The organism is Roseicella aerolata (genome assembly GCF_020523605.1).
In the GTDB taxonomy this organism is placed as follows: Bacteria; Pseudomonadota; Alphaproteobacteria; order Acetobacterales; family Acetobacteraceae; genus Paracraurococcus; species Paracraurococcus aerolatus.
Genome location: NZ_JAJAQI010000051.1, coordinates 19523 through 34899, shown reverse-complemented (window position 1 = coordinate 34899; position 15377 = coordinate 19523). Strand labels below are relative to the sequence as shown.

The following is a 15377-nucleotide window of genomic DNA, read 5'->3' as shown; positions in this document are numbered from 1 at the left end:
CCTACGGCTTCCTCGTGGCCGAGCGCTGCCTTTTCCCCCCTCAATCCCGCTTCACCGCGCGGCGGCTCAAGACACCTGCGCTATCCAAAGGCTTCCAGCCGCGCGGTGCCGGTCCGGCCTGAGCGCCACGTGCCGCACTCAATCGCCAGCATTCGCCGCCGCCTCACCGTCGGCCTTGTCCACCTCCTCCCGCGCTGCCCCTGCTGCCTGCAGAAACAGCGTATACGGCCAAGAAGCAAGTGACACAGTAAGATTAGAGGAAGTGGTAGAAAGCCTTCGATGGCCGGTCATATTGATCCATATCAAAGTGGACCAATTTCTGTGGCCTCCGGTGGCAGCGCTGCCCGCGATGGCTCGGCCGCGCATCGATTGACGTGGATCATCACTGCCGGCCTTGATGCCGATGCAGCCTGCACATCAGCACGCACAAAGGCCGGTGTGATCGGCCCGCGTTGCCGATTGGAAGCTTACGGTGGCATCGGTATCGTGCGACCGTCCCGCCAGGCTGGTTCTCGCTCGCGGCTTGGCCTTGAGGGGCCGCAGCCTGGCTCCGCGCCGGCTCCCGGAAGTTCCCATGCTGGCCATGGCATAAGGATGCGCCGGGCGCAGCGGAAGCCGCAGGCGGTGGCGGCGAGCCGCACCGGCAGCCGGCCTTAGCCAAGCCAAGGCAGTGCATCCGCCGCGGCCCTACAACGAATTGCGTTCAGAGCTGAACGCCCATCCGCCATGGATCCTTGTTCGAAGAGTTGATTCACGCTTCCGGGCGTTCACGCCCTTCCACCATCTGCTTGCTGCGCAACCGGGTGCCGGGCACCGCCTCAATGCGGCAGCGGAGCCGCTGGATGGCAGCGTTGTTCGCCTCGAGCCGAGCGAGCGCCTCCGGGCCGCGGCCCCAGATGGCGGCGGTCTGGACGGTGCGGGATGTGCCGCCGTGGCCGATGATCACCCGCTCCGCGGGTCCGCCCGCGACGCTGCTGGGCCCCAGACTGGGCTCGGCTCCGGCGGCAGCACCCGCTCCCGCTCAACCACGCCATGCATGTTCGCCGTCGCGACCTCAGTGCCGCGGATGAGACCGCGGCAGATTTGATCGTGGCGCCATGCGCCTCGCCGCTGTGCGGGGCTTGCGGCGGTGGTGCCCGGGCCAGCGGCCCTCATCATCCTGCCGGTGCGGCCCGCGACACCCTTGGCCTCCAGCTAGCGGGTGAGAGTCTCAGACATCCACCTCCTCGACATCCAGCTTCGCCGCATTGTCCTGGATGAACTTGAAGCGCAACTCCGGCCGGCGTCCCATCAGCGCCTCCATGAGCTCGGAGGTCCGGGCGCGTTCCTCCGGCGGCAGCACCACCCGCAGCAGCGTACGCTTCCTCGGGTCCATGGTGGTCTCCTTCAGGGTCGCAGGCGGCATCTCGCCCAGGCCCTTGAATCGGCTGACTTCGACCTTCTGGTTCGGCTTGAACTCGCGCTTCTGGATGCGCTCGCGATCGCGATCGTCCATGGCATAGACCGATTTGCCGCCGGCCTGCAGGCGATAGAGCGGCGGCTGCGCCAGATGGACACGGCCCTGGCGGACGAGTTCCGGCAGCTCCTTGTAGAAGAAGGTCATCAGCAGCGCGGCGATATGCGCGCCGTCCACATCCGCATCGGTCATGATGACGACGCGGCCGTAGCGGAGCTTCGCGATGTCGAAGCGGTCGCCAGCGCCACAGCCCAGCGCCTCGATCAGGTCCTTCAGCTCCTGGTTCTGCCGCAGCTTGTCGGCCGAGGCGCTGGCGACATTCAGGATCTTGCCGCGCAGCGGCAGCACCGCCTGGGTCTCCCGGTCGCGCGCCTGTTTGGCGGAGCCGCCGGCGCTGTCACCCTCCACCAGGAAAAGCTCGGTGCCATCCGCGCTCTCGCGCGCGCAATCGGCGAGCTTGCCGGGCAGGCGCAGCTTACGCGTCGCGCTCTTGCGCGGGGTGTCCTTCTGCTCGCGCCGGCGGATGCGCTCCTCGGCCCGTTCGATCGCCCAGGCGAGCAGGTTGTCGGCCGTGCGCGGGTCGGCAGCCAGCCAGTGGTCGAAATGGTCGCGCAGCGCCGCCTCGACCAGGCGGGAGGCTTCCGGGCTGGTCAGCTTCTCCTTCGTCTGGCCCTGGAACTGCGGATCCCGGATGAAAACCGAGAGCATCCCCGCCATGCCGCCGAACAGGTCCTCGGCGGTCACGTTGGCGGCGCGCTTCTCCTTCTTCAGGTCGCCATAGGCGCGCAGGCCCTTGACCAGCGCGCCGCGCAGCCCCGCCTCATGCGTGCCGCCCTGCGGTGTCGGGATGGTGTTGGCATAGGTGGAGAGGAAGCCTTCGCCCTGCTCCAGCCAGGTGATCGCCCATTCGCAGCGGCCCTGGTTGTCGGCGAAATCCGCCTCCCCGGTATAGGAGGCCGGCACCACCTGGCTGCGCCCCTCGATGGCGCTGGCCAGGAAGTCGGCAAGCCCGCCCGGGAAATGCAGCACGGCGGAGGCCGGCGTCTGCTCATCCTTCACCAGGGACGGGTCGCAGGACCAGCGGATCTCGACGCCCCGGTACAGATAGGCCTTGGAGCGGCAGAGCCGGTGGAGGCGTGCCGCCTGGAATTCCAGCTTGCCGAAGATCTCCGGGTCCGGCTTGAAGCGGAGGGTCGTGCCGCGCCGGTTGTGGATGGCACCGGCATTCTTCAGCTTCCCGAGTGGCTTGCCGCGCGCATAGGCCTGGGTGAACAGGGTCCGGTCGCGCGCCACCTCCACCTCCAGCCGCTCCGACAGTGCGTTCACCACGCTGCTGCCGACCCCGTGCAGGCCGCCCGAGGTGTCATAGGCCTTGCCGGAAAACTTGCCGCCAGAATGCAGGGTGGTGAGGATGACCTCCAGCGCCGAGAGCTTCGGGAATTTCGGGTGCGGATCGGTCGGGATACCCCGCCCGTTGTCGCGGATGGTCAGCCAGTTGCCCGGCTCCAGCGTCACCTCGATGCGGTCGGCATGGCCCGCCACCGCCTCATCCATGGCGTTGTCGATGATCTCGGCGGCGAGGTGGTGCAGGGCGTTCTCGTCCGTGCCGCCGATATACATGCCGGGGCGGCGGCGGACAGGCTCCAGCCCCTCCAGCACCTCGATATCCTTGGCGGAGTAGGAGGCGGCCTCGGATGCGCCGCCCTTCGGAGGGCGCCGGCCGCCGAACAGGTCGTTCATGTCTTGTTCCCCTGATCCCGCCACGATAGCCTCCAGGCCGTCCCCATTCAATGTTGAGGACGAGTCGGGCGTCCCGGATGGACCACGGCGCCGGGGCATGGTTCCGGCAGATGAAGGGGCAACGACCTGTGTCGGGTGGCAGGGCCCACGCGCCCTGGCGGATGAGGCACGGCGCCTGAGTGGGCCCACTCAGGCGAGGTCTGCTGCAAAGCAGGCTGGCCGGGACACAGGGGTGGTGAACCCGTGGCCCGGCCGGTCCCGGCCTCAGGGCGCCTTATCGGCCGGCAGATGCGCCTCGAGCATCCAGAGCATCTTGTCGGTGGCGCGCGACTGCTCGGTCAGCAGGTCGGCCGTGTCGGCATCGCCCGCCTCGTCGGTCTGGTCGATGCCCTCGCGCAGCGTCTTCGCCACGGCGGCATAGCGGTCGGCCAGGGCCTTCACATGGTCCATGCCGGCATAAAGGTCGGTCGGATAAGGCGGCAGCCGGGTGCCCTTGGCCAGCACCTGGGTGGTGCCGTTGGCGGTGCCGCCGAGCTGGACGATGCGTTCTGCCAGATCGTCGGAGCTGGTCTGCAGGGCGGTATAGAATTCCTCGAACAGCCGGTGCAACTCGCCGAAATGCGGCCCCTTCACGTTCCAATGCGCCTGCCGCGTGGCGTTGTAGAGGTCGATGGAATCGACCAGGCAGCCCTGCAGCACGCCGATCGAGACCTGCTTGGCATTTGTCGGCACGTCGTTGCGGGTCTGATGGGTCGGTGTCGCCATGCTCTCACTCCTCTTGCTGTTTCGTTACAGATGGGCATGCGCCGGGCGGGTCCAGCCCCTCCGGCCGGGATGGCTGCCATGCGCCAGCGCGCGAGACCCGCACCGGCAGCATGACAAGATCGTGCGCCGCAGGGGGAGCGATGGACCGTCCGGTTCGCGCCATCCTCCCAGCGTGCAGGTCGTGGTGCCTTGGGCGCGCACAAGCCTGGCCCGCGCCGGGCACCTCAACGCCCCTCAGGGCTCGACGTTCAGGAAGCGCGCCGCCTCGGGCGGTCCCTCCGCCCGGTGCAGGGCCGCGGCGCGGGCGAGGGCGGCGCGGTCCCAGTCGGTCCGGCGCGCCTCCTCCCGCAGGTGCTCGGTCCAGCTCTCGACCGCCCAGAGTTCCACCCAGCGCTCCGGATGCGCCACATCCTCATAGAGCCGCCAGGAGACGGCGCCCGAGCGCAGCCGGACCCGCCGGACCTCCTGCATCGCCTTGAGGAACTCCTCGCGCTCCCCGGGGTCGATACAGTACCGAACCACCTCCAGTACCCGGCCGGAATGCTCGCCGAGCAGGGCATGCAGCTCTGCCGCCGGCGCCTCGGGCTGTGGTTCCGGCGCGGTGCTGGCCGGCGGCGCCACCGCCACGCTGTCGATCCGCCAGCCACGCACCGCGAAGGTCGCCACCGCCCCGCAGACCGCCGCGGCCCCAAGGGCGATCGGCACGCCGAACCGCCCGCCAACCCAGCCCGCCAGCGCCGAGCCGGCCGCCATCACGCCGAAGAAGCTGAGCTGATAGATCGCGATCGCCCGCGCCCGCACCCAGGCCGGCGCCGCAAGCTGGGCGGAGGCGGCGAGGGTGCTGCCCGCCGCGATCCAGGCCGCGCCATAGAGCAGCATGCCGAGCGCCGCCGGCAGCCAATGGGTGGACAGTGCCAGGATGCCCATGGCCAGCGAGATGAGCAGGGAGGCCCAGAAGACCGTGCCGCTGCGGTCGAGCCGCCCGCGCAGCGAGGGGAGGGCGAAGCCGGCCGCAACCGCCGCCCCGCCCATGACCCCGAGCATCAGGCCGAAGGCCTCCGGCCCCAGCCCCAGGCGCTGGCGGACGAAGAGCGGCAGCAGCCCCCAGACCGCGGCGCTGAACAGGAAGAAGGTGCAGGCGCGCAGGATGGCGGCGCGCATGGCGGGGCTCGCCGAGACGAAGCGCAGGCCCGCCCGCATGGCCGAAACCAGGTGTTCCTTCGGGATCCGCCCCTTCGGGTCGGGCGGGCGGCGCCAGAAGATCAGCGCGAGGATCAGCACCAGGAAGGCGACGGCGTTCAGCACGAAGGCCGCTTCCGGTCCCGCCGCCGCGATGGCGAAGCCGCCGAGCGCGGGGCCCAGGGCGCGGGCCAGGTTGAAGCCGATGCCGTTCAGCGCGATGGCGCCGACCAGGTCGTCCCGCGGTACCAGTTCATTGGTCGTTGCCGCCCAGGCGGGAAAGTTCATGGCGCTGCCCGCGCCGATCGCGAAGGTCAGCGCCAACAGCCCCCAGGCGCCGAGCGATCCGGTCGCGGTCAGCGCCGCAAGGAGCAGCGCCATCGCCAGGATCCAGGCCTGGGCACCGAGCAGGAAGGCGCGCCGGTCGATGATGTCGGCCAGCGCCCCGGCCGGCAGCGCCAGCAGGAAGACCGGCAGCATGGAGGCGGCCTGCACCAGGGAGACCATGAGCGGCGCGGGATCGAGGCTGGTCATCAGCCAGCCCGCGCCGGTGTTCTGCACCCACATGCCGATATTGCTGGCGAGCGTCGCCAGCCACAGGGTGCGGAAGGTGGCGTGGCGCAGCGGCAGGAAGGCACGCGGAGTCGACAGACGGAAGGGCATGGCTGCCAGAGTGGCCCGGCCCCGCGACGGCCGGAAGCGAAACCCTGCGACTCCACCTTGCCGCCGCCGCGGGGCTTTCCCACCTCCACCGCATGGCCGAGCGATTCGACAGTTTCGCGGCCTTCTGGCCGTTCTATCTGCGGGAGCATGCGCAGCCTGCAACCCGGGTGGTGCATGTGGCCGGCACCTGGGCGGCGGTGCTGCTGCTGCTGGCTGGCATCCTGCTGGGGCCGTGGTGGCTGATCCTGCTGGCGCCGGTCGTCGGCTATGGCTGCGCCTGGATCTCGCACATGCTGATCGAACGGAACCGGCCGGCCACCTTCACCTACCCCACCTGGTCGCTGCTGGGCGACCTGCGCATGGCCTGGCTGGCCGCCACCGGGCGGCTCGGCGCGGAACTGCAGCGGCACGGGCTGTGATCAGCCGGCGGGTCCGCCCGCCGATGCCGGAGGGGGCGTGGAAGCGCGCGAATTCCTGGGGGCACGGTGCCGTTAGTCCGGCGAGTCCCGACAGCGGCCGTGCTGCGCAGCGGGGACCGCAAGCCGCCCTTGGGCCTGCAGGACCGATGCGGTGGCAGGGGCAATCGCGGCGGAGGCGGCCGGTCAACCTGCCGGCCGGCCCCGGAAGGTGGTCCTGCCAGGCGGAGCCGAGGATGCACGCGACCCGCTGGTGGTGAGGCCGCAGCGCCACGGCGGCCCCGCAGTTGGGGCCGGGGCGGCTGCCCCGGCCCGGATGGTTCAGGCAGCCTCGCCGACCAGCACCACGCGGCCGGTAATCTGGCCGTTCTTCAGCCGGTTGAGGACCGCATCGGCGTTCTTGTGCGGCTGCTTCTCCACTGGGATCGGCGGGATCTGGCCCTTCTTGGCGATGTCGATCAGCGCCTGCAGCTCCTTCACATTGCCCACATAGCTGCCCTGGATGGTGAGCGCGCGGATCGGCATCAACGGCAACGGAATGTTCATCTCCCCGCCGAAGAGGCCCACCTGCACCAGCTTGCCGCCCTTGCGCAGGGCATCGAAGGCGAAGCGGGAGGTCTGGGTGCCGTTCACAAGGTCGATGACGCCGGCGACCGGACCGCCGCAGGCCTCGACGATGCGCTGGGTCGTGCCCTCGGCCGTCGCCAGCACGACATCCGTCGCGCCCTGCTCCTTCGCCGCGTCCAGCTTCTTCTGGTCCACATCCACGATGCAGATGCGCTTATGGCCGAGCGCCTTGAGGATCGCGATGGCGTTCAGCCCAAGACCGCCGGCGCCCACCAGCACGACCGGCTCCTGCGGGTCCATCGGCATCAGCTTGTTGATGGCGGAATAGACCGTGACGCCGGAGCAGGCATAGGTCGCGGCCAGCGCCGGATCGACGCCCTCGATATCGATCAGGTGCTTCACATGCGTCGCCAGCACATGCGTCGCATAGCCGCCATTCTGGTAGACGCCGAGGCTGCGCGGGGTGAGGCACATATTCTCCTCATCCTTCTGGCAGACCGCGCATTTGCCGCAGCCGACCCAAGGATAGACCACGCGCAGGTCACCCACCTTGGTACCCTGGTTGTGCGCATCCGGGCCAAGCTTGACGACGCGGCCGACGATCTCATGCCCCATCGCCAGCGGCAGCACCACGCCGCGGTCGGTCAGGCGCATCTTGCCGCGGGAGCCGAGGTCATACTCGCCTTCCCAGATATGCAGGTCGGAATGGCAGACGCCGGCATGCGTCACCTCCAGCAGCACCTCGGTGCCCTTCGGCTCGGGCGTCGGCAGCTCGATCTCCTGCAGCGGCTTGCCGGTTTCAACAACGGCCCAGGCGCGCATGGCGTTCTCTCCCAAGGAAATGGTGGCGCATGGGACAACCGCCTGGGCGCGGGGTCAAGGCGTCGCGGGGAACACGCGGGGCAGGGCCTGCGGCGCATGCGGAAATGGGCCGGCTGCCGGTCGCGCCCGCCGCAACGCCGCGTCGCGCCGCGCTTTATCGCCGGGACACGCTGAAGGAGACGGCCGGCCATGAGCGAGTTCCTGTCCCGCCTCGGCGGCGCCGCCCTGAATGACCTGAAGGGCACGCCGCTGGACCGCATCCTCAATCACCTGATGGGCGGGCAGCCCGGCGCCTCCGGCCTGCAGGCCCTGGTGGACCGGCTACGCAGCGCCGGACTCGGCGACCGGGTCGAGAGCTGGATCGGCACGGGGGAGAATCGGCCGGTGCAGCCGCAGGAGCTCGAGCGCGCCTTTCCGGGCCTGGAGGCCGACCGGATGGCGCAGGAGGCCGGGATGGAGCGGCCGGGCCTGTTCGCGCTGCTCAGCCAGGCGCTGCCGAGGCTGGTCGATGCCATGACGCCGGACGGGCATCTCTCGCAGGCCGGGGCGGATGCTGCCATCCGTGCCGTGCCCGGCCAGCCGGATGTCCCCGGCACCGCCAGCGGCCAGGGCGCGGCGGGCGCCATGCCGCATGGCAGTCCGGCCGCCGCACCCTATGGCGGGGCCGGCGGCGATGCGGGTAGGCATGTCGGCCAGGGCGCGGGTGGCGAGGCCGGGGTGCCGCGCTTCGGCGAGGCCGCGCCGGGCAACACGACCGCCCCTGCCTCCGGCACGCTCGGCCCCAAGGCGGGTGGGCCGGACCGTGGGTGAGGCACCCCGCCTGCAGGTCCGGATCCGGGGGCGCAGGGTTACGGCGGACCGCGTCCACGCCTGAACACCGTTCCGCTGCACACAGGTGCTTCGCAAGGAGGCCGACGGTCCCGGGCGTTCGCGTCCCGCCGCCGGTTCCGTCCGCCCCGGGGTCAATCCGCCCGGATGTTCCTCTCCCGCACCACCTTCCTCCATGCCGTGGCCTGGCGGTGGAGGAAGGCCGTGAACCCGGCGGGGGAGGAAGTCACCACCTTGACGCCGATGGTGATCTGCTGGCCCGCCCGGTCAGACGGGCCGGGCGCCCGCCCCGGTCCCGCCCGAGGCCCGGGCCGAGAGCAGCGCCCGGCGGATCTCCGCCTCCGCCTTCTCCAGCTCCTTCGTCGCACTCGCCCGCTGCTGCTGCGCGTCCTGGGCGATGCGCAGGGAATCCTCGATGGTCGCGACCAGCGAGGCATTGGCCTTCTTCACCGCCTCGATATCGAAGACCCCGCGCTCGAGCTGGGTGCGCGCCTCGATATTGGCGGTGCGCAGCCGCTCGGCATTGCCGGTCAGCAGCTCGTTCGTCAGGTCGGTCGCCTCCTTCAGCGTCCGGCCCGCCGCCCGCATGTTGTTGATGGCGAGTGCCTGGGCTAGCTGCTGGCGCCAGAGCGGGACGGTGTTCGCGACCACACTCTGGATCTTGGCGGCCAGCGCCTTGTCGTTCTCCTGGATCAGCCGGATGGAGGGCAGGGCCTGCATCGCCACCTGCCGCGTCAGGCGCAGGTCGTGCACCCGCCGCTCCAGCTCGTCCCGCGCGCTGCGCAGGTCGCGCAGGCGCTGGGCCGCGACGCTGTCGCCGTTCTCGACCTCCTTCGCCAATGCCGGGATGGCTTCCTGCTCCACGCGCTTCAGCACCCGGTCGCCGGCGGCGATGTGGTCGCCCAGTGCGTGGAACCATTCGAGCGTCGCGCCATAGAGGCGCTCCAGCTTCTCGACATCCTCCAGCAGCCTGGTGCGATGGGTGTCGAGCTTGTCGCCCACCGCCTCGACCTGGCTCCGGATGCTCTCGTAGCGCTGCATGACCCTGGCCGCCTCGGCCCCGGCGCGGCCGAAGAGCCGGGCGAAGAAGCCGGGCCGCTCGCCCAGGCCGCGCATGTCGAAGCCGCGCAGCGTGCCGAGCAGGGTGGAGAGGGTAACGCCGGCCTCCCCCGCCTCACGGTTACGGGCGCCTTCCAGCATGGCGTCGGCCGCTGCGGTCGCACGGTTCTGCGCATCCTGGCCGAAGCGCAGGATGCTGCCGGGATCGGCGATGTCGAGCTGCGCCGCAAGCTGCTCCACCACCGGTTCGCGCCCGGCGGGCACCTGCTCGAGCGCCGCCTGCAGCGCCTCCGGCGTGATGGTGCGCAGGTCGGTGACCTGGGTCTGCGTCGTGGTGCCGCTCATCAATAGCCCTCCTCGCGCAGGCGGTCGGCCAGGACCTTCACCTGGATTTCCAAGGCCTCGCTTTCCTCGCGTTGCAGTTTCTGCCGCAGGTCACCGGCGGTGCGCTGCAGTTCGTCGAGAAGAGAAGGCAGGTTGGCCGGCGGCGTTGCACCGGCTTCGAGCCGCGCGGTGATCCGCTCGAGCCCGTCGAGCTGCACGGTGAGGAAGCGCCGGGCCATGGGCAGCCGGTCGGGGCGGGCGGTCAGGTCGTCCAGCACGCCCTCCATGGCATCGGCGACGTTGCGCAGCCGCGGATCGGCGATGCGGTCGGCCACCGACTCGATGCGGGCGAGGCGGGCGCGGCTCTCCTCGATTGGACCCGGCGGCGGCGGGGGCGGGGGCGGCGGGGATGGTGGCGCGGCTTCGGGCAGCGCCTGGTACATCAGGCGGGTGCCGAGCAGCGCGCCGCCCGCCATCACGAAGGGAAAGACGGTGCCAAGCCCGGCGGCGAAATGTGCGGCGAGACCGGTGCCGGCCGCCATCACCCAGGAGGCGCGGTTGGCATCGCCCTGCCGACCGCGCCGCAGGACGCGGGCGGCGAGGAGGCTGGCCCCGAACCCGAGGGCGGAGCCCAGCACGATCCGCTCGTCGCCGCCGATGGCGGCGATCAGCCCGGCGGGCAGCAGGGGGGAGGCGAAGATCGGCAGGCCGTATCCGCGCCAGCGGGACCGCAGCCCGATCCAGCCGCCGAGCAGGTCGCGCAGCATCAGTGGAACAGGCTGCCCAGGCTGTTGAACAGCGCGATGATGCCGGTCAGCCAGAGCGTCGCGGTCAGGAGCAATCCACCCCAGGCCCAAACCAGCGGCGTGGCGAGCGAGGGCGGGTTCGGAGTCGTGGCAACAGGCCGGTCCATGCACGTCAGATCGCGCCCGGGGTGCCGTGGATCAAGCGGCCGAAGCGTAACGTTGCGTGACGGAGCGGTGAGGACACTCGCGCACTGCCCGTTCCATCCGGACAGGCCGGGGCGGCCGGCGCCTGATCCGCTGCGGCCTCCAGCCGGGAGGCGGGGCTGCGGCAGAAAGGATTGCGCAAAGGTTGGGGGCGAGGATGGCGTCGCTCGCCGTGCACCGCCACGGCCGGCGGTCGCCGGGGGATATCGCCCTGCCACCCCGCGCGCTATGGGCGAGGCGGCATGCCTGCGCGGGAGGAAAGGCGGATGGACAGGATAGCGGTGGTCGGAGCCGGGCTGATCGGCCGGGCCTGGTCGATGGTCTTCGCCCGGGCGGGCCTCTCCGTCTCGCTCTGGGACAAGGTGGACGGCGTCGCCGGGAAGGCGATGGGCCTGATCGCCGGCAGCCTGGCCGATCTCCATGCCGCCGGGCTGGTGCAGGAGCCGCCGGAGGCGATCCTCGGCCGCATCACCCCGGCTGCCACGCTGGCGGAGTGCGTCGCCGGCGTGATCCATGTGCAGGAGAACGGGCCGGAGCGCGTCGAGCCCAAGCGCGAGCTCTTTGCCGAGCTCGATCGGCTCTGCCCGCCCGGGGTGGTTCTGGCGAGCAGCACCAGCGGCATCCCGGCCAGCGAGTTCACGGGCGACCTGCCCGGCCGCGGCCGCTGCCTGGTCGCCCATCCCGTCAACCCGCCCTACCTCGTCCCGCTGGTGGAACTGGTCGGCGCCCCCTGGACCGACCCAGCGGTGGTCACGCGCACCCGCGCGCTGATGGAGCGGGTCGGCCAGGTGCCCGTGACCGCCTTCAAGGAGACCAGGGGCTTCGTGCTCAACCGCCTGCAGGCCGCGCTGGTCGCCGAGGCCTTCCGCATGGTCCGTGACGGCGTGATGTCGGCCGAGGACGTGGACCGCTGCGTCAGGGATGGGCTCGGCCTGCGCTGGTCCTTCATGGGACCCTTCGAGACCATCGACTTGAACGCGCCGGGCGGCGTCGAGGATTATGTCGGCCGTTTCGGCCCGCTGATGGGCGGCATCACCGAGGAGCAGACGCCCTATGACTACGACGCGCCGACGGTCGGCCGCGTCGCGGCGGAGCGCCGCGCGGCGCTGCCGCTGGAACGGATCGAGGAGCGCAGCGCCTGGCGCGACCGGCGGCTGATGGCGCTCGTCGCGCACAAGCGCGGCCAGCCGGGCTGACCGCCCGCGCATGGAGGCGACCGGCCTGCTGCACCGGCTCGGTGTCGCCCTGGCGATCGGCCTGCTGGTCGGCGCCGAGCGGCACTGGCGGATGCGGGACGAGGAATCGGGCAAGCGCACCGCCGGCGTCCGCACCTTCGGCCTGACCGGGCTGCTGGGCGGCGTCACCGGCGCGCTGGCCGGGGGCCTCGGCGGGCTCGGCGCCGGGCTGCTGCTCGGCCTGGTCTTCCTCGGCCAGGGCGCCGCCATGGCGCTGTTCAAGCTGCGGGAGGCGGAGGCGGAAGGCCGCTTCGGCGTCACCTCCGTGGTGGCCGCGCAGGCCACCTTCCTGCTCGGCGCCTTCGCGGTGCTGGGGGAGGCGACGGTGGCGGGCGCGGCGGCGGTGGCAATGACGGCGCTGCTCGCGGCGCGGGAGTCGCTGCACGGTTTCATGGCCCGACTCTCCTGGGTCGAACTGCGCTCGGCGGTGGTGCTGCTGGCCATGACGCTGGTGGCGCTGCCGCTGGTGCCGGACCGGCCGCTGGAGGTGCTGGGCGGGCTGAACCCGGCACGGGTCTGGCTGCTGGCCGTCATCCTCGCGGCGGTCTCCTTCCTGGGCTATGTCGCGATGCGGCTCTTCGGCACCGGTGCGGGGCAGGCGGCGGCCGGGGCGGCGGCGGGCCTCGTCTCCTCCACCGCGGCGACGCTGGCCAATGCGCGTGCTTCGGCGGCGCGCCCGTCCGAGGCGGCGCCGCTCGCGGCCGGGGCGCTCATCGCCGGCGCCGTCTCCTGTCTGCGGACGGCGGCGCTGGCCTGGATCGGCTCGGCGGCGGTGGGCGCGCAGCTCGCGCCTGCCTTGTTGGCCGCGGCGGCGGTGCAGGCTGCCGGGGCGGGGCTGCTGCTGGCACGCCGGGCGCCGGGCGCCGCGGCGGGGGAGGGACAGGCCGTCGACAATCCCTTCGAACTCGGTGCCGTGCTGCAATTGGCCGGGCTCCTGGCCGCGGTCGGGCTGGTGGCGGATCTCGCCTCGCACCACTTCGGCGGCGCCGGCGCCTTCGTGGTGGCGGCCATTTCCGGCCTCGCCGATGTGGATGCCGTGACGCTGACCATCCCGGGGCTGGTGCCGGAGCGGCTCTCGCCCTGGCTCGCCGCCGCCACCGTGGCCGTTGCGGTCGGCAGCAATGCGCTGGCGAAATGCGCCTATGCCGCGGTGCTGGGCGGGCGTGGCTATGCCTGGCGCTTCGGCGCCGGGACGCTGGCCGGGCTGTTCGCCGCCGCGCTCGTGCTCGGCCTTTACGCTGGCGACTGATCCCGGGCCGGGAGTGCGGCTTCCATGGAAGCCCTGACCTGCCGCCGCCATCGGCGGCTGAGACCGTATCAATGCACCAGCATCTATGCGGCACGGCATCAGGCCAACCATCCGCGTGAAGCCCCTCCTGCAGCCCGCAGGGTGCGGCGCCATATCCAGGGGCCGGGAGGGCGCGCACATGGCGGAGCTTGGGATGGATGGCAGCGCGGCGCGGCGGGCGCGGATCCTGGCCGCGGCGCTGGCGGAGGCGGAGGCGGTGGGCTGGCACGACCTTCGCCTGCGGCATGTGGCGGAGCGGCTGGAACTGCCGCTCTCGGCGGTGCAGGCGGAGTTCCGCGACGCGGATGCGATCGCGGATGCCCTGTTCCAGCAGGCGCTGCAGGCAATGCTGGCGGCCGGGGCGCCGCCCGGCTTCGCCGCGCGGCCGCCCTCCGCCCGCACCGCCGCGGTGCTGCTGCGCTGGTTCGACGCGCTCGCGCCGCACCGCGCCCTGGCCGGGGAGATGATCCGGGAGAAGCTCTGGCCGTCCCACCCGCATCACTGGGTGCCCATGGTCTTCAGCCTCTCCCGCCTCATCCACTGGGTGCGGGAAGCGGCGCTGCTCGATGCCGGCGGGCTGCGGCGGCAGGCGGAGGAGGTGGGGCTGACCCTGGTCTTCCTCCGCAGCCTGCCGGACTGGCTTTCCGCCCGCGGCGCGGACCGGGCCTGGTTGCGGGCGGGGCTCGCGCGCCGGCTGCGCTGGCTGGATCGCCTGGCCTGATCCCGGCGGCCCAAGCCGCGCCCCGCGCAGCGCGGATGGCTGCCCGCATGGACGCCGCTTCTGCGGCCCGCCGCCGGTTTGGCCCCCCTCGCCGCTGCGGGCATGCATCGGGGCCGCGGGCATGAGCCGCCGTCGAGGGCGACAGCGGCGATCGGCCAGGTGTAGCCTCCGGCCCGGGAGGAACCGGGCATGCAGGACAGGATCGACGCGCTGCTGCGCGATGCGGTGGCGAAGGGCGTGGCGCGCGGCATCGCGGTGACGGCCGGTCACAGCCAGGGGGTGCTGGTGGAGGCCGCCGCCGGTGAGCGCGCGGCGGGCCAGCCCATGGCGCCCGACACGGTGGTCTGGATCGCCTCCATGACCAAGGCGATCACCACCGTGGCGGCGCTGCAGCAGGTGGAGGCGGGGAGGCTCTCGCTCGATGGGCCGGTTGCCGATGTGCTGCCCGAACTCGCCCATCCGAAGGTGCTGGTCGGCTTCGCGGCGGAGGGTGGCGAGCCGATGCTGCGCCCGGCCCGCAAGCCCATCACGCTGCGCCACCTGCTGAACCATACCGCCGGCTTCGGCTATGATTTCTTCAACGCGCAGATCGGCGCCTATATGTCGGCGCGCGGCGTCCCCGGCATCATCACCTGCCAGCGCGCCGCGCTTGAGACGCCGTTGATGGCGGAGCCGGGCGAGACCTGGGAATACGGCATCGGCATCGACTTCGCCGGGCTGGCGGTGGAGAAGGTCACCGGCCAGCGACTGGATGCCGTGCTGCAGGAGAGGGTGCTCGGCCCGCTCGGCATGGCGGACACCGCCTTCCGGCTCGGCCCGGCGCAGCGGGCGCGGCTCTCGGCCATGCATGCCAGGGCGCCGGACGGGGCGCTTGCGGAAATTCCCTTCGAGGTGCCGCAGGAGCCCGAATTCCACATGGGCGGCGGCGGGCTCTACGGCACGGTGCGCGACTATCTCCGCTTCTGCCGCATGTGGCTGAACGGCGGCACGCTGGACGGGGCGCGCATCCTGGCGCCGGAGACGGTGAGGGAGGCGATGCGGGACCAGATCGCGCCGCTGGAAGTACCGCCGATCAAGTCGGCGCTGCCGGCCTCCAGCCATGACATCGAACTCTTCCCCGGGATGCGGAAGGGCTGGGGCCTCTCCTTCCTGATCAATGACGAGGACGTCCCGGGCGGCCGCGCAGCCGGGAGCCTGGCCTGGGCCGGGCTGGCGAATACCTATTACTGGATCGACCCGAAGCGCGACCGCGCCGGCGTCTTCGCCACGCAGCAATTGCCCTTCGCGGATCCGCGGGTGCTCGACACCTTCGCGGCCTTCGAGCAGGCGGTCTACGCCGGTTGAGGTGAGGCGGCGCGGACCAT

General features: G+C 71.6%; 13 protein-coding genes and 1 pseudogene. 6 read left to right on the top strand and 8 right to left on the bottom strand.

From position 1 onward, the window contains the following. Positions 1 to 751: 751 nt before the first annotated feature. From LHA35_RS23765 to LHA35_RS23750, 4 genes and pseudogenes are all read right to left on the bottom strand, one after another. Positions 752 to 946 (bottom strand): hypothetical protein, encoded by a 195-nt coding sequence (locus tag LHA35_RS23765; protein ID WP_226613195.1) that lies wholly within the window; start codon positions 944 to 946, stop codon positions 752 to 754. Between the two features lie 264 nt (positions 947 to 1210). Next, entirely contained in the window at positions 1211 to 3196 is a 1986-nt protein-coding gene (gene parE / locus LHA35_RS23760) for a DNA topoisomerase IV subunit B (protein WP_226613192.1), read from the bottom strand. Positions 3197 to 3460: 264 nt separating this feature from the next. Continuing rightward, a pseudogene (gene dps / locus LHA35_RS23755) lies at positions 3461 to 3964 on the bottom strand (DNA starvation/stationary phase protection protein Dps); the annotation flags it as partial. Positions 3965 to 4195: 231 nt separating this feature from the next. Continuing rightward, complete coding sequence (locus LHA35_RS23750; RefSeq protein ID WP_226613184.1) at positions 4196 to 5803, bottom strand: MFS transporter; 1608 nt, start codon at positions 5801 to 5803, stop codon at positions 4196 to 4198. A 92-nt stretch (positions 5804 to 5895) separates the two neighbouring features. On the opposite strand from LHA35_RS23750, the gene LHA35_RS23745 reads away from it, so the two are divergent. After that, the gene (locus LHA35_RS23745; RefSeq protein WP_226613180.1) at positions 5896 to 6222 is read left to right on the top strand and encodes a DUF962 domain-containing protein; all 327 of its coding nucleotides are present in this window, start codon (positions 5896 to 5898) and stop codon (positions 6220 to 6222) included. A gap of 318 nt (positions 6223 to 6540) precedes the next feature. Here the strand turns inward: LHA35_RS23745 and LHA35_RS23740 are convergent, their stop codons facing one another. Beyond that, the gene (locus tag LHA35_RS23740) at positions 6541 to 7608 is read right to left on the bottom strand and encodes an alcohol dehydrogenase (RefSeq protein WP_226613175.1); all 1068 of its coding nucleotides are present in this window, start codon (positions 7606 to 7608) and stop codon (positions 6541 to 6543) included. 189 nt (positions 7609 to 7797) lie between these two features. Between LHA35_RS23740 and LHA35_RS23735 the strand changes: the two genes are divergently transcribed. Next, positions 7798 to 8418 carry a YidB family protein gene (locus tag LHA35_RS23735; RefSeq protein ID WP_226613169.1) on the top strand — a complete coding sequence of 207 codons (621 nt, stop codon included), beginning with the start codon at positions 7798 to 7800 and terminating at the stop codon, positions 8416 to 8418. 285 nt (positions 8419 to 8703) lie between these two features. On the opposite strand, the gene LHA35_RS23730 is transcribed toward LHA35_RS23735, so the two are convergent. From LHA35_RS23730 to LHA35_RS23720, 3 genes are read right to left on the bottom strand one after another with little or no spacing between them, the layout of a single operon-like run. After that, on the bottom strand, positions 8704 to 9840 hold the full coding sequence (locus tag LHA35_RS23730; protein WP_226613165.1) for a toxic anion resistance protein: 1137 nt from the start codon (positions 9838 to 9840) through the stop codon (positions 8704 to 8706). Continuing rightward, positions 9840 to 10586, bottom strand: coding sequence for a hypothetical protein (locus LHA35_RS23725; RefSeq protein WP_226613163.1), 747 nt, complete (start codon positions 10584 to 10586; stop codon positions 9840 to 9842). The genes LHA35_RS23730 and LHA35_RS23725 overlap by 1 nt, the downstream gene beginning before the upstream one ends. Further along, positions 10586 to 10732: a hypothetical protein gene (locus LHA35_RS23720; RefSeq protein WP_226613162.1), complete on the bottom strand. Its 147-nt coding sequence runs from the start codon at positions 10730 to 10732 to the stop codon at positions 10586 to 10588. The genes LHA35_RS23725 and LHA35_RS23720 overlap by 1 nt, the downstream gene beginning before the upstream one ends. Positions 10733 to 11035: 303 nt before the next feature. Between LHA35_RS23720 and LHA35_RS23715 the strand changes: the two genes are divergently transcribed. The 4 genes from LHA35_RS23715 to LHA35_RS23700 all read left to right on the top strand — a co-directional run bounded on the left by LHA35_RS23715 (position 11036) and on the right by LHA35_RS23700 (position 15357). After that, complete coding sequence (locus LHA35_RS23715; protein ID WP_226613160.1) at positions 11036 to 11965, top strand: 3-hydroxyacyl-CoA dehydrogenase; 930 nt, start codon at positions 11036 to 11038, stop codon at positions 11963 to 11965. Positions 11966 to 11975: 10 nt separating this feature from the next. Further along, positions 11976 to 13253, top strand: a complete 1278-nt coding sequence (locus LHA35_RS23710) for an MgtC/SapB family protein (RefSeq protein WP_226613154.1) — start codon at positions 11976 to 11978, stop codon at positions 13251 to 13253. Positions 13254 to 13431: 178 nt separating this feature from the next. Then, positions 13432 to 14013: a hypothetical protein gene (locus tag LHA35_RS23705; protein ID WP_226613150.1), complete on the top strand. Its 582-nt coding sequence runs from the start codon at positions 13432 to 13434 to the stop codon at positions 14011 to 14013. Positions 14014 to 14202: 189 nt separating this feature from the next. Then, entirely contained in the window at positions 14203 to 15357 is a 1155-nt protein-coding gene (locus tag LHA35_RS23700; protein WP_226613148.1) for a serine hydrolase domain-containing protein, read from the top strand. Positions 15358 to 15377 lie beyond the last annotated feature (20 nt).

What these genes read in the sequence shown, in the direction of transcription:
- LHA35_RS23730 (WP_226613165.1), bottom strand. Translation starts at nt 9,840, where the DNA reads ATGAGCGGCACCACGACGCAGACCCAGGTCACCGACCTGCGCACCATC.
- LHA35_RS23700 (WP_226613148.1), top strand. Translation starts at nt 14,203, where the DNA reads ATGCAGGACAGGATCGACGCGCTGCTGCGCGATGCGGTGGCGAAGGGC.
- LHA35_RS23740 (WP_226613175.1), bottom strand. Translation starts at nt 7,608, where the DNA reads ATGCGCGCCTGGGCCGTTGTTGAAACCGGCAAGCCGCTGCAGGAGATC.
- LHA35_RS23710 (WP_226613154.1), top strand. Translation starts at nt 11,976, where the DNA reads ATGGAGGCGACCGGCCTGCTGCACCGGCTCGGTGTCGCCCTGGCGATC.
- parE (WP_226613192.1), bottom strand. Translation starts at nt 3,196, where the DNA reads ATGAACGACCTGTTCGGCGGCCGGCGCCCTCCGAAGGGCGGCGCATCC.
- LHA35_RS23720 (WP_226613162.1), bottom strand. Translation starts at nt 10,732, where the DNA reads ATGGACCGGCCTGTTGCCACGACTCCGAACCCGCCCTCGCTCGCCACG.
- LHA35_RS23725 (WP_226613163.1), bottom strand. Translation starts at nt 10,586, where the DNA reads ATGCTGCGCGACCTGCTCGGCGGCTGGATCGGGCTGCGGTCCCGCTGG.
- LHA35_RS23705 (WP_226613150.1), top strand. Translation starts at nt 13,432, where the DNA reads ATGGCGGAGCTTGGGATGGATGGCAGCGCGGCGCGGCGGGCGCGGATC.
- LHA35_RS23715 (WP_226613160.1), top strand. Translation starts at nt 11,036, where the DNA reads ATGGACAGGATAGCGGTGGTCGGAGCCGGGCTGATCGGCCGGGCCTGG.
- LHA35_RS23735 (WP_226613169.1), top strand. Translation starts at nt 7,798, where the DNA reads ATGAGCGAGTTCCTGTCCCGCCTCGGCGGCGCCGCCCTGAATGACCTG.
- LHA35_RS23745 (WP_226613180.1), top strand. Translation starts at nt 5,896, where the DNA reads ATGGCCGAGCGATTCGACAGTTTCGCGGCCTTCTGGCCGTTCTATCTG.
- LHA35_RS23750 (WP_226613184.1), bottom strand. Translation starts at nt 5,803, where the DNA reads ATGCCCTTCCGTCTGTCGACTCCGCGTGCCTTCCTGCCGCTGCGCCAC.